The 24527-nt window shown below is 58.8% G+C and carries 29 protein-coding genes; 4 read left to right on the forward strand and 25 right to left on the reverse strand.

Going from position 1 to position 24527, the window contains the following annotated elements; genetic code table 11:
- Genes ACZ500_RS21135 through ACZ500_RS21150 form a run of 4 tightly spaced genes read right to left on the reverse strand, consistent with a single transcriptional unit; the run spans position 1 to position 2828 of the window.
- Complete coding sequence (locus tag ACZ500_RS21135) at positions 1-462, reverse strand: phage tail protein (protein ID WP_015721240.1); 462 nt, start codon at positions 460-462, stop codon at positions 1-3.
- A gap of 15 nt (positions 463-477) precedes the next feature.
- The gene (locus tag ACZ500_RS21140) at positions 478-2007 is read right to left on the reverse strand and encodes a phage tail sheath C-terminal domain-containing protein (RefSeq protein WP_464229432.1); all 1530 of its coding nucleotides are present in this window, start codon (positions 2005-2007) and stop codon (positions 478-480) included.
- Between the two features lie 2 nt (positions 2008-2009).
- On the reverse strand, positions 2010-2267 hold the full coding sequence (locus ACZ500_RS21145) for a hypothetical protein (RefSeq protein WP_130958195.1): 258 nt from the start codon (positions 2265-2267) through the stop codon (positions 2010-2012).
- Positions 2268-2279: 12 nt separating this feature from the next.
- The gene (locus ACZ500_RS21150; protein ID WP_415519332.1) at positions 2280-2828 is read right to left on the reverse strand and encodes a hypothetical protein; all 549 of its coding nucleotides are present in this window, start codon (positions 2826-2828) and stop codon (positions 2280-2282) included.
- 249 nt (positions 2829-3077) lie between these two features.
- Between ACZ500_RS21150 and ACZ500_RS21155 the strand changes: the two genes are divergently transcribed.
- On the forward strand, positions 3078-3266 hold the full coding sequence (locus ACZ500_RS21155) for a hypothetical protein (RefSeq protein WP_415519333.1): 189 nt from the start codon (positions 3078-3080) through the stop codon (positions 3264-3266).
- On the opposite strand, the gene ACZ500_RS21160 is transcribed toward ACZ500_RS21155, so the two are convergent.
- From ACZ500_RS21160 to ACZ500_RS21255, 20 genes are all read right to left on the reverse strand, one after another.
- The gene (locus tag ACZ500_RS21160; RefSeq protein ID WP_415519334.1) at positions 3258-3749 is read right to left on the reverse strand and encodes a phage virion morphogenesis protein; all 492 of its coding nucleotides are present in this window, start codon (positions 3747-3749) and stop codon (positions 3258-3260) included. The two genes, ACZ500_RS21155 and ACZ500_RS21160, sit on opposite strands and share 9 nt — an antisense overlap.
- A 71-nt stretch (positions 3750-3820) precedes the next feature.
- Positions 3821-4525, reverse strand: a complete 705-nt coding sequence (locus ACZ500_RS21165) for a Crp/Fnr family transcriptional regulator (protein ID WP_028325403.1) — start codon at positions 4523-4525, stop codon at positions 3821-3823.
- A gap of 102 nt (positions 4526-4627) precedes the next feature.
- The gene (locus ACZ500_RS21170) at positions 4628-5209 is read right to left on the reverse strand and encodes a DUF1638 domain-containing protein (RefSeq protein ID WP_028325404.1); all 582 of its coding nucleotides are present in this window, start codon (positions 5207-5209) and stop codon (positions 4628-4630) included.
- Positions 5210-5300: 91 nt separating this feature from the next.
- Complete coding sequence (locus tag ACZ500_RS21175) at positions 5301-5651, reverse strand: DsrE family protein (protein WP_028325405.1); 351 nt, start codon at positions 5649-5651, stop codon at positions 5301-5303.
- A gap of 150 nt (positions 5652-5801) precedes the next feature.
- Positions 5802-6209: a pyridoxamine 5'-phosphate oxidase family protein gene (locus ACZ500_RS21180; RefSeq protein WP_013219059.1), complete on the reverse strand. Its 408-nt coding sequence runs from the start codon at positions 6207-6209 to the stop codon at positions 5802-5804.
- Positions 6210-6331: 122 nt separating this feature from the next.
- The gene (locus ACZ500_RS21185) at positions 6332-6985 is read right to left on the reverse strand and encodes a flavodoxin family protein (protein WP_013219060.1); all 654 of its coding nucleotides are present in this window, start codon (positions 6983-6985) and stop codon (positions 6332-6334) included.
- A gap of 50 nt (positions 6986-7035) precedes the next feature.
- Positions 7036-7434 (reverse strand): thioredoxin domain-containing protein, encoded by a 399-nt coding sequence (locus tag ACZ500_RS21190; protein ID WP_049760394.1) that lies wholly within the window; start codon positions 7432-7434, stop codon positions 7036-7038.
- A gap of 242 nt (positions 7435-7676) precedes the next feature.
- Positions 7677-8039: a hypothetical protein gene (locus ACZ500_RS21195; protein WP_028325407.1), complete on the reverse strand. Its 363-nt coding sequence runs from the start codon at positions 8037-8039 to the stop codon at positions 7677-7679.
- Positions 8036-8494, reverse strand: coding sequence for a hypothetical protein (locus ACZ500_RS21200; RefSeq protein ID WP_415519337.1), 459 nt, complete (start codon positions 8492-8494; stop codon positions 8036-8038). The genes ACZ500_RS21195 and ACZ500_RS21200 overlap by 4 nt, the downstream gene beginning before the upstream one ends.
- Positions 8481-8840, reverse strand: coding sequence for a hypothetical protein (locus tag ACZ500_RS21205; RefSeq protein ID WP_013258624.1), 360 nt, complete (start codon positions 8838-8840; stop codon positions 8481-8483). Before ACZ500_RS21205 ends, ACZ500_RS21200 begins: the two co-directional genes overlap by 14 nt.
- 18 nt (positions 8841-8858) lie before the next feature.
- Complete coding sequence (locus ACZ500_RS21210) at positions 8859-9722, reverse strand: HK97-fold major capsid protein (RefSeq protein ID WP_022992997.1); 864 nt, start codon at positions 9720-9722, stop codon at positions 8859-8861.
- Positions 9723-9740: 18 nt separating this feature from the next.
- On the reverse strand, positions 9741-10106 hold the full coding sequence (locus ACZ500_RS21215; protein ID WP_288957412.1) for a hypothetical protein: 366 nt from the start codon (positions 10104-10106) through the stop codon (positions 9741-9743).
- A gap of 12 nt (positions 10107-10118) precedes the next feature.
- Positions 10119-12509, reverse strand: a complete 2391-nt coding sequence (locus tag ACZ500_RS21220) for a DNA adenine methylase (RefSeq protein ID WP_464229436.1) — start codon at positions 12507-12509, stop codon at positions 10119-10121.
- A 103-nt stretch (positions 12510-12612) separates the two neighbouring features.
- A complete protein-coding gene (locus ACZ500_RS21225; RefSeq protein ID WP_464229437.1) occupies positions 12613-12966 on the reverse strand; it encodes a hypothetical protein in 354 nt (117 codons plus the stop codon).
- On the reverse strand, positions 12963-13475 hold the full coding sequence (locus ACZ500_RS21230) for a hypothetical protein (protein ID WP_464229438.1): 513 nt from the start codon (positions 13473-13475) through the stop codon (positions 12963-12965). Before ACZ500_RS21230 ends, ACZ500_RS21225 begins: the two co-directional genes overlap by 4 nt.
- On the reverse strand, positions 13472-18061 hold the full coding sequence (locus ACZ500_RS21235; RefSeq protein ID WP_464229439.1) for a phage head morphogenesis protein: 4590 nt from the start codon (positions 18059-18061) through the stop codon (positions 13472-13474). The genes ACZ500_RS21230 and ACZ500_RS21235 overlap by 4 nt, the downstream gene beginning before the upstream one ends.
- Complete coding sequence (locus ACZ500_RS21240) at positions 18061-19569, reverse strand: phage portal protein family protein (RefSeq protein ID WP_464229440.1); 1509 nt, start codon at positions 19567-19569, stop codon at positions 18061-18063. Before ACZ500_RS21240 ends, ACZ500_RS21235 begins: the two co-directional genes overlap by 1 nt.
- A 114-nt stretch (positions 19570-19683) precedes the next feature.
- Positions 19684-21156, reverse strand: coding sequence for a terminase large subunit domain-containing protein (locus ACZ500_RS21245; RefSeq protein ID WP_464229441.1), 1473 nt, complete (start codon positions 21154-21156; stop codon positions 19684-19686).
- Positions 21157-21206: 50 nt separating this feature from the next.
- Positions 21207-21485: a hypothetical protein gene (locus ACZ500_RS21250; protein ID WP_022992990.1), complete on the reverse strand. Its 279-nt coding sequence runs from the start codon at positions 21483-21485 to the stop codon at positions 21207-21209.
- Positions 21482-21811, reverse strand: coding sequence for a hypothetical protein (locus ACZ500_RS21255; protein ID WP_464229443.1), 330 nt, complete (start codon positions 21809-21811; stop codon positions 21482-21484). Before ACZ500_RS21255 ends, ACZ500_RS21250 begins: the two co-directional genes overlap by 4 nt.
- 83 nt (positions 21812-21894) lie before the next feature.
- On the opposite strand from ACZ500_RS21255, the gene ACZ500_RS21260 reads away from it, so the two are divergent.
- From ACZ500_RS21260 to ACZ500_RS21270, 3 genes are read left to right on the forward strand one after another with little or no spacing between them, the layout of a single operon-like run.
- Positions 21895-22089 carry a hypothetical protein gene (locus ACZ500_RS21260; protein ID WP_011366959.1) on the forward strand — a complete coding sequence of 65 codons (195 nt, stop codon included), beginning with the start codon at positions 21895-21897 and terminating at the stop codon, positions 22087-22089.
- A 33-nt stretch (positions 22090-22122) separates the two neighbouring features.
- A complete protein-coding gene (locus tag ACZ500_RS21265) occupies positions 22123-22497 on the forward strand; it encodes a hypothetical protein (RefSeq protein ID WP_013258632.1) in 375 nt (124 codons plus the stop codon).
- A complete protein-coding gene (locus ACZ500_RS21270; protein WP_464229444.1) occupies positions 22478-23392 on the forward strand; it encodes a tyrosine-type recombinase/integrase in 915 nt (304 codons plus the stop codon). Before ACZ500_RS21265 ends, ACZ500_RS21270 begins: the two co-directional genes overlap by 20 nt.
- 600 nt (positions 23393-23992) lie before the next feature.
- On the opposite strand, the gene ACZ500_RS21275 is transcribed toward ACZ500_RS21270, so the two are convergent.
- Complete coding sequence (locus ACZ500_RS21275) at positions 23993-24493, reverse strand: hypothetical protein (protein WP_136873451.1); 501 nt, start codon at positions 24491-24493, stop codon at positions 23993-23995.
- Between the last annotated feature and the right edge of the window lie 34 nt (positions 24494-24527).

The raw sequence follows: 24527 nt of genomic DNA on the forward strand, positions 1-24527 counted from the left end.
TTAGGTCCAGTATTGAAAGCAGATGGTGAGCTTCTCGATGGTGTTTTCGGTGTTGCCGCCCTCGAGCTCGTCGTATTCGAGCGCCTTCACCCAGGCCCCGTGCAGGGTCCAGCGGCGGGTCTCGTTGCCGGTGCGGTCGTAGCGGACAACGTCGATGTCGCGCATGTAGTCGGCCGGAAGGCCGCCGGTAACAGCGTTCACGTCCACCTGTTTCTTGATCCATTCGCGGGCCGCCTCGTCGGAGCCGTCCTGCAGGGTGCCTTTCTCGAGGGTGATGTCCTCGAACTTGACCCGCCCCGCCACCTTCTGGTCGAACATCGAACCGGCCGGGGCAAAGGCCACTTCCTCGAATTCGGTTTTGGGCTCCTGTCCCTTGTGGAACAGGGCCACGTCGAAGCCGTTTACCTCGATGGCGAACTGCCAGTTCTGGTAAAGGCTCTTGGGCATGTTTCCGCTTCTCATAGCCGTGTTCTCCCGTTAAATGATTTCTTTGAAGTCCGCGCCGGTGCTGGTCAGGATGAAGTTCAGCTCGATGAACTCCGCCGTCTTGGTCGGCTTGACGAACACGCGGGCCACCATTTCGTTGCGGTCGATGACCGCCGGGGTATTGGTCTCCTCGTCGCACTGGAATGCGAAGTCGTAGAGGCCACCCTTGTCCTTGATGTCCTGCAGGAAGGGGTTGATCAGGCGGCCGAGGGCACGCCAGGTCTGGGGATGGTTCGGCTCGAACACCACGAAGCGGGAGGATTCCGAGATGGCTTCCTCCATGAACATCATCAGACGGCGGACGTTGATACGGTCCACGGCCGAGGGCTGGCTCTGCAGCGTTTTCTGGCCCCAGATGTTGATGCCGGTGTCGGGGAACACGGCGATGACGTTGACCCCTTCCGGATAGAGCACATCGCGCTCGCCACGGCTGGTCTTGTAGGCCAGGGAGAGCGTGTTGAAGATGCGGCCACGGTCGATACCGGCGGGCGCGTTCCAGACGTTGGTCTTCTGGTCGCTGCGGGCGATGCAGCCCGCCACCGCGCCGCAGGGCGGCACCAGCTTTCTGCGCGAGTTGACCGGATCGCTGATCTCCAGCCAGGGGTAGTAGAGCGCCGCGTAGGAGGAGTTGAATGCCGCGTGGCTGTACATCCCTTGCCCCTTGCGGAAGTCGACCGCTTCGAGCGGCTCCAGATACATGGGTGTGTCGGCGATGAACAGCAGATCCTTGCGCCCCTCGGCATAAGCGATTCCGGCGTTGATGACCGGCACCGTCGTGACGCCGGGAACCATCAGCAGGTTCAGGGCGTCGATCTCGTCAAAGCCATAGAAGCCGGTATGCTGCGAGGGATCGCCGATGAAATCGGCATCGGCCAGATCGGTCAGCCCGTTGTCGCCGCCGCTGAGCGTGAACACGCCCAATGCCGGACGGTCGCCGGGCGTTCCCATTGCTGCGGCCAGATCCTGGACCAGGATGAAATCCGAACGTTCGTTGATCGCCAGCTCCACATGGTTGGGCAGCGTTTCGTCCATGCTCAGATCCTTGAACACCTCGACCACATCGCCTTTATGCCGGACCACCAGGTTGAAATGGTTGGCCGGGTCGAGGGAGCCGTCCTCAATGGAGACGGAGAGCCGGTCCCCCCAGACGCCTTCGTTCACGGCCTCGATCCGCAGGGCGTCGGCAGGCGTCGCCTCCCGGTTCTGCAGCACGATGGAAGATTTGAGCGCCGTCAGGGTGTCCCGGTCGGTGGAGTCGGTGAGATGGGCGATGCGGGTGACGTAGAGGACCGAGCCGCCGTTGTCGAAAAACGCCCGTGCGGCGTAGGCCAGATAGCTTTCGTTGATATAGGAGCCGAAACGGTTGATGAACTGCTCCCAACTCGTCACCAGCACGGGCTTGTTGATCGGGCCTTTCTCGGCCACTCCGACCATGGCAGCCGACGAGGTCGAGATCTGCTTCACATAGAAACTGAAGTCCGTTTCCCGGGTGTAAATCCCGGGCGATAGATAGGTCGGCATGGTTATTTCCTCCGCTTGCTGGTGGTCTTGGCCTCATCGGCTGCGGCGTCATCGGTTGCCGTGGGCTTTTCCGGTTCCGGTTCCACGCCGCCGGTCAGGTCGGTGATGCGCACCAGGCCGCGTTTTCCGGCGGTCTTGATCTCGGCGGAGAGGTCCTTGCGGGCGATGCTCTTGCGTTCTCGCGGCCCGAGGTGAAGGGTTCCCTGGCCGGAGAGGTTGAACGTCAGGGGTTGGAACTGCAGGTTTCTGATCTCGATCACGGTTGTTCTCCTTTACGGTTGAATGGTTCGTTGCTCTGTCACGTCGCCGTGAAACTGGAAGGTCCGGTCCCGGATCAGCCGACCGTCGCGCAGGTCGCCGTCGTACACCGGGCAGGATTCGATGCGGATGCGTCCGGAGCTCTGCCGGAGATTGGAGAGGTTCACCCGGGCCAGACCGCCCAGAGGAACCAGTTCGGTGAGGTTCAAGCTGCCCTGGTCTGCGATGGCGATCTCCGGGTAAAGCTGGAGGAACCGCGACACCGATTCGTGAAAACCGAGCAGTTCGGACTCCCGGTCCACGGTCACCACCAGGTCGAAATCGAGGTGATAGAGACGGGGAAACCGGCACTCCTCGAAACTCAGCTCCAAGACGTTCTTCTCGAACAGGCGGCTCTGGCTGCGGCGGAAACGGTCTTCCGTCAGCTTCGGCCCCTGGAGGATGACGCTGGGGGTGCGCTGGACCTCGAACAGGTCATCCGGGAACACCAGCACGGTGTCCGGGTGGATGACCTGCTTGGCCAGGCGGATCAGGGTTTCTGTGACGGTCTGTATAGTGCTCAAGGGACGCCTCCGTTTTCTGCCTGGTTACTTACCGGAAGCGCTGACGATGTGTCGGAGAGGTAGAAAGAGAACCAAAAATGTGAATTTTTGACTTTCTTCTTGTCGTACATACATACGAATAAAGGGAGTATGAACAAAGCAACCAAGGGAGTCCAAAATGTGTTACGTAAAACCAGACCTTGTCGTGTCCCCTAAGAGCTTGGTGTCAAATTTGAAGGTCATTTATGACGGTGAGGAAAAAGTTGGGCATTGGCTGAAATGGAATGGGGTGGCGCAGAAGCCGTTATGCTGCGCTGGAATGGTGGTTCTGAAGATCAAAGATTCCCGGGAATTGGAAATCCTCAATCCCGAGGCTTGCCTACCTGGTTTATTCTTCCCGAAGAAATTGCGGAAGTTGTTATCAGTATGCTCAAGGTAAGCAAGAAGATATCAGAGTGACATACTTGAGCGGATCGCCTTGCGATAGTTCTCGATGATCTGCTCGCGGTACTTTTCCATGGTGGGGTGCAGGAAGGGTCGGGGCGGGATGACGATCACCGCGCCGTTGGAGTGCTGGATGGTGGCTCCGTATTCCATTACCGCGCCGATGTTCACTAGGTCGTCGCCGTCCTTGTTGACCGTGCCGCGCAGTAGCCCCACGAAAGCCCGGTCGGTGAGGAGGCGCTGAGTGATGGAATTGACCAGAAAGCCGGTGTCGATCAGGACCTTGCTGGAGCCCTTGCGCGTGATGGTTCTCTCGGCCAGCTTGACGAACGCCTTGCCGCCCGGTGCCTGGGAGCGGATACCGCGTTTGATCTCGCGGACGAGGAATAGGGCGTTCTTGATGGTCGCCTGACGGATCGCCAGGGCGACCCGGGCTCCGGGATTAGCGACCAGCTTCGCCTTCGCTTTGTCCCAATCTCCGAAGCGCTTAACTCCCATAAATCTTTCTCATTTTCAAAAGAATTTCTTTTGGATTTCAGCCAAGGCAAAAACGGTTGCGGGCATAAACATCATGTCACAGCTTCCAGTGGCAGTACAAGCTTACGACCTGCTTGGAGGATCTTCCCAGAGTCTTTTAGCCGTTTCATTACACGAGTAATACTGACGCGATGCGCTCCGATCAGAAAACCCAAATCTTCATGCGTTAACGGAAACTGAATAACATAACCCTCTTCTTTTTTCTCGCCATGCTCCCGGGCGACATTGAGCAGGACACTGTAAAGTCTTTCTTCCAAGTGAGTTTGGGACATGGCCCCGACCCGATCAGTTAACTGAGCGATACGACCACTCAAGTTCTTAATGACCTGGAGACCGATATTGGGATATTCAAGAACCAATTTTTCAAAACGATCTTTTGTAAAGCTGCACACCAATGTCTCCTCCATACTCCACGCACTCACAGGATAGTTGAAATCATCGTTAAATATATACTCCCCCAAAAAATCGCCAGGCTTCCTTATATCCAGAGTTAATTCCGTACCATCCTCTAAGAGTTTGCTCAATTTTACGCGACCGGCTTTGATCAACGAAATCTGTTTCGCTGTATCGCCTTGCATAAAAACTGATTGGCCTGCTTGATATTTTTGACGCAACGCCTCTCGAACGACCGCTTCCACTTCCGCCTGGCGCAGTCCATCAAAAACCCAAAGCTGCCCGATGCATATTTGCGACCATTCACTACCCTTTGGTTTTAGCTTTTCACATAGGCAACTCATAGGAACTGACTCCTTCCAGCAATTTTCTAATTCCCTGGGCTGTCGTGGCAAAAATAGTCCATTTCAGATAGCCGAAGGAACCCTGCCATTTGTAGGTTAGTTTCATTCCAGCAACCTATTTAACATATTATCAAAATGATCCAAGTTCAAGTTCATGAATTCAATGGGGACCTGTACCAAGTCGAAAAATTCGAGTATTTCATCCTCTGTCAAGGAATTAACTCCGGAATCCAGCACAAGAATCCGTTCATATCTTCCAAGATTCATACGAAAATCCACCTCATTCCATCCGAAGAATCGTTTCATATTTGCAGGCCAAACTCTCACCCATGTAGGTGTCATAAGCATCGTGTTATTTTGTTCCAATTCTATTGATTTCTCTTCTCCGAGGAAGGCTGACAAACAGTTTTTTGTAGGTATAATATGCACGCCCTTACTGTCGGCTATGGACTTAATTTGTGGAAGGCACCCATTACCGTACAATATCTTGACATCCACCTTTCCAATATTTTTGGCAATATCGATAGCAGATGATAGCTCACTTTCAAGCAATTTAAGATCGGAATGAAGTCCGGCGTCAAGCCATATCACTTTAAAGCCTGCCAAACCACGCTTTCTTTCCAATAGGAAATTGATCTCATCCTTGAAAATCCCACATGCTATTAAAACCTTGTCCGCTTTCATAGACCACATCCTTTAGGTTGAAACTGTTGGTACTTATTTGTATTGCGCTCCTACCTTCTCTGTACAATTATTGGTCACGGCACTTTACAAATTAAAAAGTCAAAACCATGAATCCTTCCTTGAGATGTCGTGTTAAGGGTTCTCCCATATAAATAACCTGGCACCCGAGTTCTTCGAGTTTTTCAGATACTCCATACCTGTCAGCGCAGGCCTTACACGCCAACGTTTCAACACCAACCTTCTTCATTTCGACGAGTTCGGTCTGCAGTTTGAGGTCCTCTGAAAGTAGCTTCGCAGATGGTCCCCAAACTATCATTTTGACAGTGCCCCACCACCCTTTGATCATAGAATTTTTACAATACATAAATACCATGTTCAGGGCGACGTCTGGGTCTTGTGAACTCCATACGACCACGAGGGAATCGTGAAAGTCACTTTTCATGGGAATCGACTCCTTCCGCGTTTATAGACTCCAGAAAATGGCGGTGGACCTGGAGACAGGAGATATACCGCCCCCAGGCCACCCTCCGGACTCGGAAAGCATGTCACATAATGCTTTCCACATGACCAATTAGTGACTATAATCAGAGCGTTATCCTATTTTGTTTCCTGCGTTGGGACCAGGAGACTGATCATAAATCTCTTCAACTGTGATCTTTGCCACGTATTTGGGCTCGGGGAGCGGTTTTGGCGCCTTCTTCAGTTCCTCTCTTACCTTCTCGTAAATTGGACCGCTGTCGATAAGCTCCGCTTTTCCCTTGAATTGATACCCAATGAATTTTTCATGGTCTACAAGGGTTACTGCGACCTTTGGATTGTTCCTGAGATTGTCCCTGGTTTTGAGAGAAAAGAGATCGGCAAAAATAATCGTGTTTTCGTCCAGCACCTGAATAGTGCCTTTGGGAGTGACATTGGGCATGCCCTCCTGATTAGCGGTGGCTACCCAACCCAGCTTGCCCTTTACAAATTCCTGCAATTCTTTGGAAATACTTGACGCCATGATTACCTCCTGTGTCATAATATGTTTTTAAAACACGAAAACGCCTATAATTCGGCCAGCAATAAGTCCTTTGTCTTTATCGTGTTTCACCTCCTTTCCGTGGGTGTGGTCACACTCCACTGTTACATTGCCAGTTGTCCACGCAGACGGTCAGCGATTACACGTCCGAGATCATGTGCCTGCTGCCATGTTTCTGTTTGGTTTTCAACGTTGCTGAATTTCTCGGATGTCACGGTCGTGTCCTCACCGAATATCCAAGGAAGAGCGCTCATGGGGCATGTCTCACCATAACCGCATACCATACATTCGGGATTGCCAACCGCTTTCAATTGGCCCAATACCTCCATCCCTTCAAGTTTAAGCGCATGAGAGATTTGATCGGCCGCCTCATTAAGACCGGGCGCTCCACGTCCTATCCCCGTAGCGACAACAACAGCCAGTTTTCCTCTGTTAAGACCATTTTGATGACGAAGGGAGAAGAGACGTTCCAGAAAAGCTTTCGTAAAACCATCCACGCCGCCATAGGGGCTGTATCCACCGACTACGAGTGCTCCCGCGTTGAGCACCTTCTCTGCAATTGCCGGGAAATCGTCCTCAACTTTGCAGATATTATCCTTTTTGCAACCCAAACAAGCTATGCATGGGCCGATACGTGTCTTACTTAATTTTATAAATTCTGCACTGAGGCCAGTTGCCTTCAATACCGCTTGGATCAATCGATCCGTATTGCTATTTTGGATCGGGCTTCCAGATATACCTATAATTTGTGTTCTCATAATCGGGACTCCTTTATTAAAATGGAATCATGTTCAATAATCGATTCAACCTATCGATTACGAATTATAATCAACTCAAGCTTTTTGATGGTTTCTGACGGTTCAGGCCGTATCAGGTAGTCCACATTCACCTCTGCATCGAGAATACGCCGACTTCGATCAACAATCAGCCGTGCCGGCATGGGAAGCCGCCATAGTCCGTCTGCATTGGCTCGTTGAAGGTCCACTCCCAAAGCGGCGTAGACTTTTTGCAGACGAAGAGGTAACTCGAAAACCAAACCGAGAGATTCGGAGAGGGTAAGCCCGACATCACTGAACACCTCGTACTTAAGCCCTAATTTACGTTTTACTGCATGATTGATTGACGGCTTTTGGGGAGAAATTGCAATTAATCCAGCTCTCATCCTATTGATTTCGTCGAAAGAATCATTTAGAGCTTCCAGCTCCAAATTACAGTAAGGTCACCAAATTCACCTTCCAATTTAAAATAACAAAGGGAATCGGGGAGTGCCGTAGCAATCGCTACAATGGAAAACTTTTCAGGGGCTGAATAGCCTAATACAGGCACGGTTTATGAAAAAGGTTGGCATGGGGGTCGGCATGCGGGGAAATCTAAATGACTGCTCAAACCAGTGCAGACAACAGATTGTTAAAAAGTAGATCGTGGATAGTGGCAAGTCCCTCGAAACGTTTAACTCCCATGGTGGCGAACCAGTTTCAGTACCTTGTGGGTCACGACCCCGAAAAGGCGTTCCTCCACCACGGTCTGAACCCGGAAGACGTCCGCGCCGCTTTTCACCCTGTCTTCCGGTCTCACGTCCAGACCGGGGAGCCCGCAGGCCGTAGCGTCGATTTTGTTGGCGAGGTCCTCAGGAGGCGTTTCGATGAACTCGAGCGGAAAGGTCTTCAACTCGGCGAAGGATGCGTCGTCCGATCCATACAACCGCTCACCCGGTACGGCACGCAGCAACGCGGCTTCCTGTGAGCTTGCCAGGATCAGCTCTCTCACGTCCCCGGCGGCCGCAGCTTTCTCGGGACCACTAAGCAGGGTCACAGCTCAAGCTCGCTTCCTTGTTCGTAGATGACCGGCGCAAGGCCGCTCGGGGTCAGGATGTAGGCTTCCTGATCGAGCTGGGTGGCCGGACGCAGCTCGGTGAGCCGCTGGCGGTAGTCGGCGAGCAGATCGCCCTCGAGCTTGGCCCAGTGGCCGGGCTGGCCGGTTTTATCCACCCGCTTGTCGCCGCTGGAAAAGGAGAAGGCGTTGGCGGTGGCCGAACGCATGACCTGGCAGGCGTGGATCTGCGCCATGATCACCAGAAGCTCGCGGACCTCGCCGGTGGGATCGGGGGTAATCTCTCCGGCCGTGATCGTCAGCGATTGGTCAAGGTCACGGCCGACCCGGAAAACGGCCTTCCGGACGCATCTCTCCAGAGTCTGGTCCTCGAAGAGAGATGCGCCCGGATCGGACAGGTCGAGCCGCAGGTCGGCGATCAGGTCACTCAGCAGCACCTTGCAGGCCCTCCAGACGGCTCTTGAGCGCGTCGATCACCGTGCGCCGTTTCTCGGTATCCATGTAGCCTTTGAGGGTTTCCGGATTGGCTTCCTCGTTGACCCTGGAGATGGCGTCGGTGGCGGAGAGTTTGCTCAGGTCCACCGGTTCCGCGTCCTGGTCGGGCTCTGGAGGGGCGAGCGGTTCCTGTTTCGGTTTGTCGGCCATGGCCAGGCGGCCGTTTTTGAGAGCCGCCTGGATCTGCTTGGTGAGGCGTTCCACCTCGACCACCTGGCCAGGCTTGAGTTTCAGCCCGGCGTCGGGGATCACCAGAACGCCGGGACGGATGTTCTTGATTCGATTCATCTCACGTCACCTCCCGGATTACGGAACCAGTTTGACCTTGGCCATGATGTCGGGGCGGGTAATGCCCTGGCCGATTTCGGACCACACCAGCCAGCCGGTCTTGAAGCGGGTCTTCTGATCGATGGACTCCGTCTTCAGGTTTTCGCGCACCGGCATCTTTCCGACCTCTTCATCCGGGACGATGATGATCTCGTCCAGCGGCATGGAGGCGGTGAGCAGAATGCCGCCGGTGCCGTAGTTCTTGATGACACCCTTCTGGCGCAGCTCGAGCTTGGTCTGGGGATCGAGGTTCCAGCCGCGCATATCGTTGAAACGGCGGCCACGCATGACGATGTACTTCACCGACAGCTCCAGGTCCTCGATGATCGAGATGGCCTCGTTCAGTGCATCCTCGGTGAGCAGGTCGCCGGTGACCTCGATGGTGTTGGCCGCCGGGATGGCCGAGGAGAGCACCGAGATGGTGCGGCGGTCCATCTCCTTGCGGATGGCGTCGGCGGCGCTGGTCTGAATGTCCATCAGCGTGCCGATGTTGCCGTTTTTGAGGACGGAAACGTCCACCATCGGGTTGGAGTGGATGCGGTTGGTGGGGAACTCGACCTCGTCCTTGCCCACCTCCTGCTCCTGGGCGTCGCCGTCCTTGCTGATCCAGTGGGCCTTGACGGTCGGTTTCTTCTGGTAAACCGGACGTTCGCCCTTGGGCAGCGTGTGCTTGGTGAGCAGCAGCGAGGAGATCTCCTTGCGCTTGATCTCTTGTTCGATGGGCGCGGCGATGGCGGCGGCAAGCGCCCGCATGCCTTCGGGCGACTCGAGAGCCTCGCTCATGAGCCGCGCCATGGTTTCCATGTACTCCTGGGAGTGGATCTTCAACTGATTGGTTTTCATGTGCGTTGGCTCCTTGGGTTAGACAAGCAGGCGGAATTTGAGGACGCCGCTCTGTACGGAAATTGCCTGGGCGATAACAAGCTGCCTGTTGGCGATGTTGCCGCCTTCGAGTTTTCCGGTGGCGGAGACCTTGAGGTTGTCTCCGGGATTGATCGTTCCCTCGAAAACATCCGTTTCGTAGATCCCGCCGCCGCAGTAAATGCCCGGCATTTCACCTCCGGCGTAGTCCTTGATCAGAATGCCGAACGAGCGAAGTTCGGGATCTGTGTTGACGGCGAACAGGTCATCGCCGACCACGCGGACTACCTGGCCGAGCTGGCCGTCGCCCTGGATGTGGCCATCGCCATAGGCGAGGCCCCGGTGACACGGATTGATGAATGACATGGTGTTTCCTCCTTATGCGTTGATTTGCGAGTGTTCGGGAGAGTCCTCGCCGACACGGTTGCGGTAAGCGGCCATGAACCCGTCGCGCAGGCGGTCCTCGAGTGACACCTTGCGGTCGTCCACATCGTGGGGCCGGACACCGGCGTCGCTGCGTAGCGGGGTTTCCGTCGATGCCTTGGCGGCGGGCTTGCCGCCCTGGTCGCTGTCGGCGGGTTTCTCTTCCTTGTCCGCTTTTGCCGATTTGGGCAGGCGTTCGTAAGCAGCCTCGGTGGCGGCGAAGGCTTCGTCGGACAGTTCGGCCAGGCGTTTCAGTTCGGCTTCCCGGTCCTCCTCGGAAGCGAAGGAGAGCCCCTGCTTCTCCAGACGGGTGAGCAGCTTCTTGGCCCGGGAGCGGCAGGCGGCCGCCTTTTGTTCGGCTTCCAGTTCCTGGACGCGTTTCTGCAGCTCGGCGACCTGGGCCTTGAGCTGCCGGTTTTCCTTTTCCAGGTCGGTAACGCGGGCAGGATCGCCTTCCTGCTGGGCCGGTTTCTTCTTGGCCGCTTCGACGGCCTGGTCATCGGTGGGTTTGGTTTTGTCTTCCATCGTGGAATCTCCTTCTGGTTGGGATTGGTCGGGCTGGCTTTGAAGGGACGCCACCTGCAGAATCCTGGCGTTCTCGTCCGCGCCCTTGCGGTCGAGCAGTCCCAGTCCGGTGAAAGTGACGCCGTGCAGAATCTCGAAAACGGGTTGGCCGCCCACATCACGGCCCTTGAATTTGCGCAGGTGGGTGCAGTAGTCGGCCTTGTTCTGGAAGCGCTTGTGGCAGACCGAGCATTCGCCTTCCTGGTAGTCGCACTCCATGGAAACCTGGGAGATGATCCCGCGCTTCATCAGCTTGTAGGCCAGCCGGGCGGCCGGGGTGTCGTGGACGTACAGCTCGCCGACGCATTCCACGCGGCCGCCGTTGTCGTCCTCCAGGTAGTCGGCGGCGACGATGCCACCGACGATGTCGTTGAACTCCTGCGAATGCTGCAGATCGACCTTCTTGTTCACGGCCGTCATGTGCCGACCGGACAACTCCTCGGCGGTGAAGTGGTCGCCGTTCTTGTTGGTCCCGGTGCGGCAGAGAACGAAGCTGAACTGGGGGTCGCCCGCCGAACCGACATCCATGGCCTCGGTCGCGAGGCGTTCACCATCGCCCAGCCGGATGTCCACTGGAATGCTTGTGTGGAAGTTCGCGGCGGCGGCCATCGGAACGGGTTTCTCCTCCCGCTCGGCGCTGGCCTTGGCCCCGGGAGCGCAGACGAACAGACGTTCTTTGGCGTTGGAAGCCTCGCCGTGCTTGGAGGTGATGGCGTAGTGGTGATCCTTGGACTTCATCCGGCTCTGTTTGCCGAAGGAGCCGATGATCCGCTTCATCTCCTGCTCGTTGGGATAGGCGTGATCGCGGTAGGAAATCAGCCAGTGCGGAATGTGCTTGGCATTGCCGAGAAAGGTCTGGAAGAACTCGCTGGCGTTGGCCTTGGTGACGGTCTTGTGGTCGGTCTCGTAATACTTGACCTTGGTGTCGGCCTTGATTTCGAGCCCTTCCCAATAGGTCATGAGCCCTTCCACGAAGTGGTAGGCCCGCTCGTAGTTGGTAGTCGAAAACTCGGTGGCGTAGGGCGGATCGAAGTAGGCCAGATCCGCCTTGGCTTTCGGCAGCAGGTCGTTGATGTCCTGCCGGTGGGCCTTGTTCTCCTTGTCGTTGTCGAAGACCAGGGCGTTGATGCGCTGCAGGTTCTTGCGCAGACGATCCTTGAATTCGTCTGGGGTGTCCTGGCGGCGGCCATAGTCGGTGGACGACGAGAAGTGGCCGAAGCCGCCCTTGCCGCTCATGCAGGTCTTGCCGAGGCCGAACAGGGCGATGTCTTTCTTGAAGCCGGAGAGCTTGTCGCAGTTGGCGCGGATGGTGTCGATCAGCGCATGGACGCCCTTGGCGAAGAAAATGCCCTTGAAGTTGTCCTGAACGAAGCTGCCCGCCTTGGCGTTGTCGGCCAGGAGCGCCTCGATCTCGTCCTCGCTCAGGCGAACCGAGTTGTTCTCGATGATCGCCTTGGCGGCGTGGTGGCAGTAGCGGAGCCGGTCGTTGGCGATGACCTGGAGGCCCTTGGTCTTGTACATGTAGGCCACGACCGCAGACCCCGAAAAGGCGTCGAGCACGGTGCCAACGCCTTCCGGGGTATGCTTCCAGATCCAGTCGACGAGCTTCTGCTTACTGCCGATGTAGTTGGTGATGTACTTGGGGCGCTTCTCGGGAGAGAGCTCTTCAGGAGCGGACTGTTCGGCGGCCTCGGTCCCGAGCGCATCGGGATCGAGAGTCAGCGCCGCATCGGCCTCCAGTAGAAACGCCAGCCTTTCCATGTCTGTGGCGAACAGTTCCATCAACGTCTCCGGTCAGTTTGCTGTGCTCTCCGCGACCTGCGGGGAGCGTTCAGCGGTTACTTACCGGAAGCGTCGTTGATGTGTCGGAGGGTGACGGAGAATTTCAGCGGGTGGGGTTCAGCCGGGCCAGAACGGCCTTGCCGCAGGCGTCGAGGGAGGGGTATTCGTCGCTCTCGGTGATCTCGGAAAAGACCCCGTCATAGGGGGAGCGGGACAGCCGGTGATATTCGAGAAAATTCGCCGGAAGCGAGGTGGCCTCGGCCTCGACCAGACGGTTGACCACCCAGGCGGCCTCGTCCTTGCGGTCGGCAAGCCCGTTCGGCCCCCGGTCGAGGTAGTACATCTCCACATCCAGACCGGGACCCGGCCCCTGAACCCAGACGCCCACGGGCACGTATTCCGGGACGGTGGCCTCCCGGTCGGCGACTATAGAGTCGATCATATAGCGCAGTTTCATGACCAGTCCTCCGCGATTCGGAGATGCTCGGCCAGAAGCTGGGCGTCGATCCGGTGGAATCTTTCGGCGTTTTTCCGGCGGTAGGCGGTCCAGCGTTGCCAGTCCGCCGCGAGCTCTGGCTCCGAGACCGGCTCCATCATTTCGACATGGTGAATCCGGCCCAGATCGTCGGTCAGTTCGACAATCAGCCAGCCTTCGGCCTCCTTGCCGTCATGTTCGGCCATCAGGGTGTCTTCGACCCGGACATCGACCACTTTGATGGTGTGGGCGTGCTGAAAACCCTCGTCGTAACCGAGTGCCTTCCACAACAGCCAGAAATCGGTGCGCAGATGGTTGCCAGCGGTGTCGAAATGGGGTGCGATCCGGGTGACGGTGAAGCTGTCCACCAGGGTATCCAGAAAGAGATCCCCGGATTCTCTGACCGTCATGCGACTGCCCCGGTTGTTGAACCAGTGCAGCGCTTCCTGCAGCCGTCGTTTCTCCTGTTCGATAAAGTCCTTTATGGTCATTGTTTGCGTTTGCTCCAGCTTTGCGGGGTATGGACAATGTCCTCCACCTTGCGCCCGTCGGGCAGTTTCTTGATGCCGCGCCGGGTGAAACTCTGGATGATCTCCCGACGTTCGTTGTCGCTTCTGGCCACGATGAACTCGATGTTGTCCAGCAGCGTCACCGAGTATTTGAAGATGGTTTCGTTGCCATGGCGCTGCGAGAACCGCTTCCAGTCGTCGATGCTGGCCCCCCTGTTGCGCTGCACGTAGTCGTCAATCACCTTGCCGTAGGCGTCATGGTCATAACTGATAGCGTCCATGCGCCGCAGCATCTGTTTCTTGAAATAGAGGGCCGGTGAGGCGTCGCTGGCCGGTTGCTTCTTGATCCGGGTGAAGAAATAGCTCGCGCCGCCGGTCTGCATGTCAGCCACCGGGGACATTCCGCCCGGAGCCACGCCCATGCGCATCTTCTCGACCGTGCTGACCATGGCTCCGTTGTTCTCCATGATCAAGTCGATGAAGCCGGACATGCTCTCGCCGTTGGTCAGATCGTGGACCAGCGAATAGCCCTTCATCTGTTTTTCCAGGTCCTCCTCGGTGATGTCGAACCGGAACTGGTGCCGGTATCCGCCCTTGGCGTCGCGGTCCAGAAAGCCCGCCTGGTATTCGCCCAGCGGGTTGTATCCGGAAAGCTGGGTGATGTCCTGGACGCCCAGTTCCTTTTGCCAATAGCCGCGCAGAGCCTGGACCCGCTCGGTGGTGGTGGCGTTGCGGTCATCGAGGGATTTTTGCAGCCGCTTGAAATCGGCGCTTTTGTCGCTCTTGCGGATGTACGCGAGCTTTTCAAGATACATCTGCTCGGCGTTTTCCGCCGTGGCCACCCGGGTGTCGATCCCAAGCTGTTCGAGCTTTTCCAGCATCGCCTCGACCCGTCCGGGGGTGGCGTCGCCTTCCATGATCATTTCCAGCTCGCCGCGCTGGGCATAGAGGTTGGTGTCGGACCAGGGGCGATAGCGGACCCGGGTGCCGTCCTCGAAGGTGACGGTGTACTGGTGCCCGTCCTGCATGCGGGAGTTTTGATTGAACAGCGTCCGGTTGTCGATGTCGTCGGCCTCGACGGTAATGGTGCCGGAACCGATCCTGCGCTTGGTGTGGGTCACCTTGCCGCGTTCCACCTTGAACGGCGGTTTCTCCTTGGGTTTCTGCGCGTCGAGCTTGGGCAGGTACTGCTCGAATACGCCGTTGGTGGCCCGGTCCCAGTCGACGGACTCTTCGATCTCCTTGACCCATTTCAGATAATGGTCCGCCATCTCCTTGACCTTGGGGTCGGTGTTCTTTTGCAGGGTCTCCAGTTTCTTGCGCAGGCGCAGTGCCTTGTCGATCTTGGTCCGGTTGTACTTGCCGTCGCCCACGTGGAAATTGACGTTTTTGACGGCGTCCAGAATCGTCGGAAAGAAGCTATCTTCGACTAGCGGTTGTCCCTTTTCCCCGACCGCCGTCTGCACATACCTGCGCAGCACCTCGTCGATGCGGCGGTCCGTGTCCGGCCGGATCTTCATCTTGACCACGGTTCGCTTCTTCCCTTTGAAACTCTCGGTGAAGATCAGCGCGTTCTGGTCCTCCACGTCGCCACTGTCGAAGGGCAGCGTCTTGCCCTGCCAGCCGAGTTTGCGGGCCTCTTCGACCAGGGTCTCTTCGGCGGAGGAGAGCAACTTTTTCTTCCCGGTGGCGGCGCTCAGCTTGTCGAAACGGAAGCCCCGATCCCCCAGCACATCGGAGTAATAGCCTTCGAAGTCCTGCCTGAGATTGTGTTTCCGCTCCAGGGCCAGATCATAGAAATGCCGCCGCCCAGCCGGGTCCTTGGAAAACCGTCCCTCGGCGTATGGCCGCAGCAGATCGAGGTAATCCTCGTCGGCGATCTTTTCGACTTCCTGGATGTAGCGAAGGGTCGCGTTCGGATCGACCCGTACCTTCCCTTCCTTGGCCGCCCGGAAGACCTTGTTGTAAAACGGCTCTTCCTCGCCGCAGACGCCGTTGGGGTGATAGTCGAGCGAGAGCTTGTCCTGGCCCAGAAACTTGAATGCCTGGCCTTTGTCGATGCCGTAGACGCGACCGTCCCGGGCGCGGATGAACTGCTTGGAATGTCCGTCGTGATTGGCGATCAGCCAGTCGACCACATGCTCGCGCTGGATCTGCTCCAGTTCGATGGTGGTCAGATCCTGGGACAGTATGTTGCGAAAATCTAAGTCGTCCCGCAGATCGGTGCGCCATTTCTGGATGGAGCCGGTGCGGCCGTTCAATTGGATGGTGCGCACCTCGATGGAATGGGGGTCGATCAGGCGGCCAATCTTGTAGGCGGCTTCCTCTCCGAAGGCGATGAACTCATCGTCCTTGCGGCCAATGGGCTTGAACAGCCATTTGTCGCCGTTTTCGTCGGTCCAGAACTCCTTATCATGTGCGCCGCCGACAGCGGCCTTGCCGGTTTTCTTGAATTTTGACGGCAGACCTTTCTGCTGCCACGCTGAATCGACTGTGGCGAACTCCGCGCCTTTCTTGCCGATCTTGGCCTCGGGCGGCTTGACCGGGCTCGGCTGTGGAGCCGGTTTCGGTGGATCTTTCTTCGGCGTGGCGGGCTTGGCAGGAGCGGTTTTCTTCTTGCCGCCATGCTTTTCGGCCCATGCGGCGTGCTTGGTGTCGATGCTGGCCTGAACCGCCTTGATTTTCGCCGGGTCGGTCTCGGTGAAGAGCGTGGTCAGCTCGTCTTTGTTGGCCCACTGCCAATACTGGACCTTGGTCTCCTTGGCGAGCGTCTTGAGCTCTGCCGATTTCAGCTTGCCGACCTGATCCTGGAAGAGCTGTTTTTTGAGGGCGATTTCCTTGCTGTGGGCCGCAAGCAGTTCCTGGGGCAGATCGGTGCCGCCGGAAACCGCCTGTTCCGCCTTGGCAATCGCGTCGAGGAAATCCTTGTAGCCGGTCGGCGTGTCGGGAACGACCACGGCCTTGGCGGCGTCTTCGAGTGCCGTTTTCTGTTCCAGGATCAACTTCTGCTTGGCCTCGTCGACCGCCTTTTTCTTGACCGACTCGGCCATGTCGGCACCGGCCTTCTTCTGTAGCGCCTCGACGAGCTGCTGTTTGTTCTTGAGGATGCCGATGCCGTGCTTCTGTTTGGCCGCCGCGAGTTCCTTGCCCATCAGGCCGCTGTGATCCACTCCGGGTTCCAGCTTGTCGAGCAGCTCGATGGTCTCCTGTTTGGTCATATTGAGGGAGATGCCGTTTTCCTTCGCCATCTCCTTGAGCTGCTGGGCGGTCATGCCCTCCAGCCCCTCGGCTGGAGGGATCTTTGCCATCTGGGCGGCGAGCAGCTTGGCCTGTTTGAGTTCCGTCTGCTTCAGCCCGAGCAGATCGACCAGTTCTTCCTTGGTCCGCAGCAGGCCGATCTTGTGTTCCTTGAGCTTGGCGCTGAGTGCCGCTCCGGCCAGGTCGCCGTGATCGATGCCGGGTTCGGCCAGATCGAGCAGCTTGATGAAATCGGCCTTGGTCCGGGCGATGGCCACGCCGTTCTGTTTCGCCAGGGTCTGGAGCTGTTTGACCGTCAGCGAGCCGAGGTCGGCGATGTCGCCGTTTTCAAAGGCGCTCTTGAGCTTGGCGTTCTCCTTGGCCTGGGCGTCGGCCATGCCTTCCAGCACGTGGGGCGGGAGAATGCAGGCGTCCCCCTGCGATGCCTGGGTGGCGGCCTTGGCGGCCATCTCGCTGCCGCAGACGGTCATCGGCCAGGCCACGATATTGGTGCAGCGGCAGTGCGGATGCGCGGGTTGCTGGGGGAACTTGTCGATAGGAAAGGTCTTGCCGTCCAGGCCGCCGCAGACCGGGCACATGCGCTCGTCCTCCATGGCCAGCCATTCCAGTTTCTGGATGCCGACCCGCTCGTGGAACTTGAGCCTGCCCATGTTGTGGGCGCGGAGTACCTCGGTGCGGGCGATCATCTCCATGCGGTACTGGGCCTTGCTGAACACCCGGCTTCCGGCCTGGCGAAAGGAATCCTTGTCGACGATCACCTTGCCCATGTCCCGGACGATGTCGTCGGCTCCCTTGCCCGTGGCGATGCCGTTCAGGATGGTGCGCTTGATTCCGTCTGCGAGTTCGCGGTGGACGTCACCGGCGAGCGTGAGGTTGTACTGCGCCATGAAGTCGAGGGCATTGGTGTCGACGATGGTGAACACCTTGGTGGCCAGCTTGTCGATGCCTTCGGGTTTGAGGTCGGCGTAGAACGGCAGCGACGCGTCGGCGAGCTCTCCGATTCCCTGCTGGATACCGAGCTTGAAGGAGTCCTTGGTCGTCTTGCGAAAGACCAGGGTCTGCTCCCGCTTGAGCCGCTTCATGGTGTCGTCGAGTTCGAGCTGGAGCTTTTCCAGCCCCTTGAGCGCGGCGAGCTTGTTGTCCGGCAGGGAGCCGAGGGAGCGGTACTGGAGGATGGCGCGGCCGACCTCGTCTTCGGCCTGTTTCAGCGCCTGGGTAAGCTGGGCCGTAACCTGGTCGTTGTAGCGGTTGCGGGCCGTCAGGCTCTTCAGGGTGGCCGCCTGGATGCGCTGCTTCAGCTCCGATGGCATCAGCGGGGCTCCCGGCGGTCGATGAAGCGACAGGCCGGGGCGTCGAAGGTGCGCTCGCTGTTGTGGACCCGGCAGTGGTTGGTGTCAGCAATGAAATGGCTGCATTCGTCGCACACGGCAGCAATGCCGGTGGACTCCAGGTCGCCCGACCAGACCAAAGCCGCCTCCGCCGTGGGTTCATCGTCCTCGGCCGGAATCCCGAGCATCTTCCGAGCGCGAGGCACGCTGAGAATGCCGGAGACGACCATATCCACCACCGGCTTCACCTGCTTCTCGTCCATCAGGTCGATCTGCTTACGTTCGGTCTCGCGGTTGGCGGCCTCGATGTCCGGGTCCAGGTCCATCTTGAGCTGAAGGCTGGAGCGGCTGATGAGCTTGCGGTCGTAGAGTTCGATCAGGAGCTTCTTGAAATCGACCGCGTCGCTGGGGTCGAGGTCGTTGAAGATGAACTGGATGCTTTTGTCGCCGTGGCCGTTCAGCTCCATCCAGTCGTCGAACACCCAGTCGAGGAGCTTGCGTGCGGCCTGTTTGATCTCGCGGATCATGACCATCATCTTCTGCATGCTCACCGAGGCGGTGGCGAAATTCGGGCCGTCTCCGGTCACCAGCGAGCGTGACAGCCCCAGGGCCACCACGATGTCTTCCTTCACCTCCTTGACCTTGTCCTCGACGTTGAGGACCTGGCCGTCGGTGCCGTGGGTTTCGACGTTGACGTAGAACGGGACCACCAGGCCGCTTTTCATGTCCATCTTGTTGACCATGTCGCGAACCTGTTCGAGCATCCGCTGGTCCGGCATCACCATCTTCTGGCCGAACGCGCCGCCCACCTTGAGCAGGCGAAAGGGCGTGGCCCAGCGCTTGGCGATGGCCTGTTCGGCCCGGCGGTAGTCGCGCAGCAGTTCGATGGCTTGAAAGGCGGGAAGCACGAGGGAGTTACCCCGAGGCGAGAAGGCCGGAGCATCCCATTTGAGGTGGACCATCTGTTCGACGGGTAGCGGGATGGATTCCCCGCCGCCGGGGGTGTCTTCGGGAAATTGCCGGGCCTCGATCAGCTCGCCCTGGGCGTATTTGACTTTGACCGAAACCGGGTTGACGCAGACCAGTTCCTCGATGTCCTGGCCAGACTTGGTGAAGCGCTTGAAGCCGATGGCGTCGCCTTTCACCAGGAGCTGAAGAACCATGTCCTTGATGAATTGCGTGATGTTCAACCGCCAGGCGGCCTCCAGTGCCTGCTCCTTGAGGGTCTCGTCATCGCTGGTGATTTTGATCTCGTCGCCCACGGCGAAGGTGCGCCAGGAGTTGACGCAGTTCTTCACCAGCGGCTCCTCGACGTAGTATTCCCAAGCCTTACGGGCGCGTTCTTCCCAGGTGGCCGGAATAGCCTCGGCGGCGTTGACCTTGCTGAAGGCCGCCGAGTCGAGCGCGGCCGCTGCGGCCAGCGGCGCGATGACAAAGCCGGTGGTGTCCAGGCTTTCGGGTTGTTCGTCCTGATGGGCGGTGCTTTCCACGTGATCCTCTCGGTAGTTTCGGCCATGACAGCCGCACATCCGGCCCGTGTGGGCCGAACCCGGCTCGATGCCGGTTACTTACCGGAGCGGGGTGGAAAGCGTCGGAGGATGCGATCAGATGAAGACCGGATTGGTGAGCACGGGTTTGAGCGAAACCACCTCTTCGCCGACCGGGTCGAGGTTACCTTCTTCCCGGATCAGCATGGCGCAGCGCACCGCGTCGATGATGTGGTCGTTGCCCTTGGAATAGATGATCTTGCCGTCCCGCAGGGTGTAGGTGTGGGTGGTGAATTGGTCTTCCACCTCCAGGTCGTCCGAGGGGAAAATGACCTGCTTACGCTGTAGGGCTCCGTTGATGAGGCTGGTCATCAGCTCCTTGGTTCGCTTCTTGATTTCCTTGCCGTCCCGCACCGCCAGCCGGGTCATGCCGCCGAAGTCGTATCCCTTGAGCCTGTCTTCCAGCTCCAGCCCTTTGTACTTGTCCAGGGTGAGCAGCTCCTGAACCACCGCCAGACCGTTTCCGCCGTTGTCCACGCCGATGCCCGCCGGGGTGTAGTAACGCTCCAGCAGCGCGATGATCTGGGCGATGTGCGGATAGGAAACGTGTTCAAGATGCACGCGCAGGATCATCTTCAGCAGCGTCCGCTCGCCGATCTCCGTCTCCTGGAATACGACGATCTCGGTGGGGTCGTTGGTGTAGCCCAGGTCGCCGCCAACCCAGAACTGCCCGCTGCGGGGCGTGAGGTTGAGCAGCATCTCCAGCCGGTCGTGGGCCGCTTCCTCAGTATCGCAATCGCGCAGCTCGGAATCGGTGATGACGATCTTCTGATACTCCAGCAGATCCTGCCGACAGAGGTTGAACTGTTCGACATTGAAGGCCCCATAGGAGGGCTTGCCGTGTTCACCGGCCACCTCGTGCTGCCAGCCGGAACTGTCGCGGCCGCCGTAGAACTCCAGCAGTTCGGCCTCGCGATCCTCAGTCCAAAGAGGGTTGAGCCAGGACGGCCAGCGGAACACATGGAACTGCTCCGACGAGGTGAGCCGGTAATAGGTGGTGTCGCGCAGGCCGTTGGGCGTGGAGTAGATGCGTAGCGCCCCCCCGGCCTTGAGGCACTGGCGCAGCGCCTTCCAGGCCCGTTCGGTCAGCCAGGCTCCTTCATCGACCCAGACGCGGCCCACGTGCAGGGACCGGAAGGCGTCGCCATAGGCCCCGGCCGGGCGGAAATAGAGCACCGAACCGTTGGTGAACTCCAGCCGGAAATAGGGTTTGCGGTGGATTTTGGGTTTGCCGTATTTGGTCAGGGCGATGCTGTTCATCAGATCCGGGTTGGTGTCGAGCTGGAACTCGATCTCCTCGATGATGGTATCGAGGTGCCCCTGGTGCGGAGCCGCGATGAGGCCCTGGCCGCCTCGGGTGGTGAAGGCGTAATGGAGCGCGTCGGTCGAGAGCACGATGGACTTGCCCACGTCCCGGCCGTCGAGGTGGATGATGTTCTTGGCCGGGCAACGCAGGTCCTCCACCTGGTGCGGCCAGTAGTCGCGGCCTGAGCCATCCCGGTTGTAGAGATAGGCTTGCCCCCACAACACGGGGTCGCTCAGGGTTGCCGCGAGTTTGCGCTCCTTGTCGGTTACCGCCATCAGTGCATTCCTGTCCTCAAGGCGTTGCCGAGGATGGTGCCCACCAGTTCCGTCAGGATCTGCTGCACGGCCAGGGTGTTCTTCCGGTCGTGGACAGCTTCCTGAATGTCGATGATGGCCTGGTCCAACTCCGCCCAAGCCAGGTACTGCTGCTGGGCCGCTTCCAGACGGCCGAGGGCGTTCTCTATCCGTCCCGCCGCCAGCTCGGTGCCGATTTCGACCAGGGCCTCACCGGCCTGGCGGACGGCATCGCTGTTTTCCTGAAGGATCTCTTTCATTGGCCTGCCTCCTGGTTCGAGCCGTTGGCCCACTGGTCAAGGGCGTCCACGGCGGTCTGCAGGCGCAGGCCGACACCGGTCAGGCGCTCGGCGTCCGGGTGGCCGACCTCGCGTAGCGCCTTGTTGGCCTCGGTCACATACTCGGGTGTGTGGCGGTTGACGGTGGCCACTGCCGACTGGATCTGGGCCGGAGGCCGGTAGGTGGCGCAGCCGGTCATGATCCCGGCCAGGACCAGCGGGATGGTCCATTCGAGTGTCTTCTTCAACATGTTGATCTCCTTTGGTTTATGGGTTTGGGGCACATGCAGAAAGATCTCTGCAAACACTTGATTTCCAACGAAATAGAAGCGTCATTGGATGTGACGCGGGATGGTCCCGCATCCACGAAAACCGGAACCGGAGGCAGGCCATGACCTACGACAGAAACCGCCAGCAGGCACTCAAGGCGTACCGAGAAAAGCAGGAGAACATCGCCCGGCTGATCGAGGGCATTCGCGGCAAGCTCGAAGCGGACGCGAAGCAGCCGGACATCACCTGGGCGAGCGTCGGCTCCCTCGGCCACGTCGAGGAACTGCTGCGGGAGCTGGACGAGTTCCTGTCCTGAACACACCGGGCCACCGACAAAGGAGACATCGACATGACCGAATGCACCGTGCATCAAGCCGCCGAGGCTTTCATCGGCTACCTGCGGGAATCCGGAAAGAAAGAGCGGACCCTTTACACCTACCGGAAGGACCTCGACGCGGTGGAGGCCTTCTTCGGCGCGGATCGCCAGCTCGCCGAGATCCGGCTTCCCCAGGTCGGCAAGTTCTACAAGTCCGACCTGCTGCTCAAACTCCCTGACGGCAAGGAGCGGGCCGAGCGCACCATTGCCAAGACCGTCCGGGTGTTCCGCATGATGATGGTCTGGGCCAGGGAGTCGGGGCGCATCGAGGAGCTGCCGCTGCCCAAGAGCACGCCCATGGGCCACAGCCGGGTAAAGGAGTCCAGCGATGAGCAACCGAACGGCTGACCTCGATCTGACGGGCGCGACAGAGGCGTTCTGTGCCCGCCTGTCGGCCGAAGGACGCTCCCCGGCGACCATAGCCGCATACCGCCGGGACCTCGCCCTGGTAGTCCGCGTGGCCGGGGAGCTGGCCCCTGGGATCGTCTGCCGGGAGGTCACGGTCGGGTCCCTCGACCAGGTGTTCTCCGCCGGGGCGGTCACTGAGAGTGAGCGAGGCCCACGTTCGGCGGCCTCGCTCCATCGGATGAAGGCGGCGGTGCGGGCCTTTTTCGCCTGGGCCGCCGAGACGGGCGTGGTCGGTGACAACCCGGCCCGGTCCATCCGCATGCATCGGTTGCCAAGAAAGCTGCCAGTCTTCCTGACTACCGCCGAAAAGAAACGTCTGCTCAAGGAGCTCAAGGGGCGGACCGATTTCTCCACGCTGCGCGACCGCGCCATGATCGAGGTGTTGCTGGGCACGGGGATCAGGCTTGGCGAGCTGGCCGCGCTCGACATGGATGACATCGACCTCGACGCCAAGCATCTGCGGGTGCAGGCCAAGGGGAATGTGCCGCAGGTCAAGTTCATCAAGACCGACCTCCGCACATTGCTGCGCCGTTACCTGGCCGAGCGTCGTCGACACGGCCGCCCAGAAATGGAAGCCCTGTTCCTGTCGAACCGGGACGGCAGACTCTGCCAGCGGCAGATAGCCAACCGGCTCGCCCACTGGCTGCGGAAGGCCGGGATCGAAAAGGAACTGACGCCGCACGGGCTGCGGCATACCTTCGCCACCCACCTCTACGGCGCGACCAATGACCTGCTCGTGGTGCAGCGGGCCTTGGGGCACCGGGACGTGTCCACCACCCAGATCTACACCCACCTCGTGGACGGTCAGCTCGAGGAAGCCCTCGAACGCCTTTGATCCTTCCGGACCCGACGATGGGAGCGGCCTCGGCTGCTCCTGTTTTCGTTGGGCGAGACAGTGTCGAAGACAGTGAATGACAGTGCCCGCAGAAGAACACATCCGCCGATGATGAATGATCATGACGGAGGGTCTCTACATCCCGGGTGGGGCGGGAAATATCGATTGACCGGAATTTCTCCTTCGCTGTCTGTCGGCCGCACATCGCTATAACTGCTTGGCTTGTGCGCTCCAGTCGCGGAACACACATGGCAATATCTGCTTGGCATATGCGAGGGCCGTTGCCGAAGGAATGGCTGTTTGCGGGGCTTGTCCGGTTCGGCCTGGGTCTCGACATGCCAATATCTACTTGGGTTGTGTGAGAGAGCCCCGGCGTGAACATGCCTATATCTGCTTGGCTTATGCGGTTCGGCTTATGCGCACACATGCCAAGCGGATATCGGGAGCTGCTGGAGGAAGTCGAGGAGTGGAAATGATGATCGACGGCCGGTGAATGCCGATTCCGAAAGTGCAAGGAACACGTCTTATCCGCAATTCCTGGTGAAGCTGTCTGCCGCAAGTCGCCGTGTGTCGGGGTCATCGGAAAAGCCCTCCATGGTGTTATCCGCAATTCTTTCCGCGTTTCTTGCGGCCGGAGGGTTTCGTGCCCGGGGCGTTGGCGGCCTCGGCCACCTTCTCGAGCAGCGCCGCCGCCCATTCCGCCGGAGAGGTCTGCGGGCCTTTCGGCTCCTCACCCTCACGGGCAATCTTGGTGGTCTTGAGATCCTTCATGTGGCAGCGGATCATCCGGTCGAGCTTCTCGGCGGCGTCGGTGTTCCCCTCGATCTGGGCACGGACCAGCTTCACCGAGTAGACGCCGACCAGCTCCACCTGCAGGAAGTCGCTGGACTTGTTGAACTCAAAGTCCTGGTTGAGGCGGTCGATGATCGCGTCGAACATGACCTTCTCTTCCGGGGTCAGACAACGGTCGGCGAAGATGCCGTGGCGTAGCCGGTTCTGGTTGCCCTCGGGCGCACCAGGCCCGCGCCGGGGCGGTTCGGTCTTGCCCTCGTTGCGGTGCCAGCGGTCCAGCGTCTCTTTGTCCGGTTTGTTCAGTGCCACGTGGAAATCCTGCCGAATATTGTTTTCCCAAGCC

Source organism: Desulfatiglans parachlorophenolica, from assembly GCF_055394735.1.

Bases quoted from the DNA above. Each gene is read 5' to 3' on its own strand.
- ACZ500_RS21135 (WP_015721240.1), bottom strand. From the start codon at position 462: ATGAGAAGCGGAAACATGCCCAAGAGCCTTTACCAGAACTGGCAGTTC.
- ACZ500_RS21140 (WP_464229432.1), bottom strand. From the start codon at position 2,007: ATGCCGACCTATCTATCGCCCGGGATTTACACCCGGGAAACGGACTTC.
- ACZ500_RS21160 (WP_415519334.1), bottom strand. From the start codon at position 3,749: ATGGGAGTTAAGCGCTTCGGAGATTGGGACAAAGCGAAGGCGAAGCTG.
- ACZ500_RS21165 (WP_028325403.1), bottom strand. From the start codon at position 4,525: ATGAGTTGCCTATGTGAAAAGCTAAAACCAAAGGGTAGTGAATGGTCG.
- ACZ500_RS21170 (WP_028325404.1), bottom strand. From the start codon at position 5,209: ATGAAAGCGGACAAGGTTTTAATAGCATGTGGGATTTTCAAGGATGAG.
- ACZ500_RS21175 (WP_028325405.1), bottom strand. From the start codon at position 5,651: ATGAAAAGTGACTTTCACGATTCCCTCGTGGTCGTATGGAGTTCACAA.
- ACZ500_RS21180 (WP_013219059.1), bottom strand. From the start codon at position 6,209: ATGGCGTCAAGTATTTCCAAAGAATTGCAGGAATTTGTAAAGGGCAAG.
- ACZ500_RS21185 (WP_013219060.1), bottom strand. From the start codon at position 6,985: ATGAGAACACAAATTATAGGTATATCTGGAAGCCCGATCCAAAATAGC.
- ACZ500_RS21205 (WP_013258624.1), bottom strand. From the start codon at position 8,840: ATGAATCGAATCAAGAACATCCGTCCCGGCGTTCTGGTGATCCCCGAC.
- ACZ500_RS21210 (WP_022992997.1), bottom strand. From the start codon at position 9,722: ATGAAAACCAATCAGTTGAAGATCCACTCCCAGGAGTACATGGAAACC.
- ACZ500_RS21215 (WP_288957412.1), bottom strand. From the start codon at position 10,106: ATGTCATTCATCAATCCGTGTCACCGGGGCCTCGCCTATGGCGATGGC.
- ACZ500_RS21220 (WP_464229436.1), bottom strand. From the start codon at position 12,509: ATGGAACTGTTCGCCACAGACATGGAAAGGCTGGCGTTTCTACTGGAG.
- ACZ500_RS21225 (WP_464229437.1), bottom strand. From the start codon at position 12,966: ATGAAACTGCGCTATATGATCGACTCTATAGTCGCCGACCGGGAGGCC.
- ACZ500_RS21230 (WP_464229438.1), bottom strand. From the start codon at position 13,475: ATGACCATAAAGGACTTTATCGAACAGGAGAAACGACGGCTGCAGGAA.
- ACZ500_RS21235 (WP_464229439.1), bottom strand. From the start codon at position 18,061: ATGCCATCGGAGCTGAAGCAGCGCATCCAGGCGGCCACCCTGAAGAGC.
- ACZ500_RS21250 (WP_022992990.1), bottom strand. From the start codon at position 21,485: ATGAAAGAGATCCTTCAGGAAAACAGCGATGCCGTCCGCCAGGCCGGT.
- ACZ500_RS21260 (WP_011366959.1), top strand. From the start codon at position 21,895: ATGACCTACGACAGAAACCGCCAGCAGGCACTCAAGGCGTACCGAGAA.
- ACZ500_RS21265 (WP_013258632.1), top strand. From the start codon at position 22,123: ATGACCGAATGCACCGTGCATCAAGCCGCCGAGGCTTTCATCGGCTAC.
- ACZ500_RS21270 (WP_464229444.1), top strand. From the start codon at position 22,478: ATGAGCAACCGAACGGCTGACCTCGATCTGACGGGCGCGACAGAGGCG.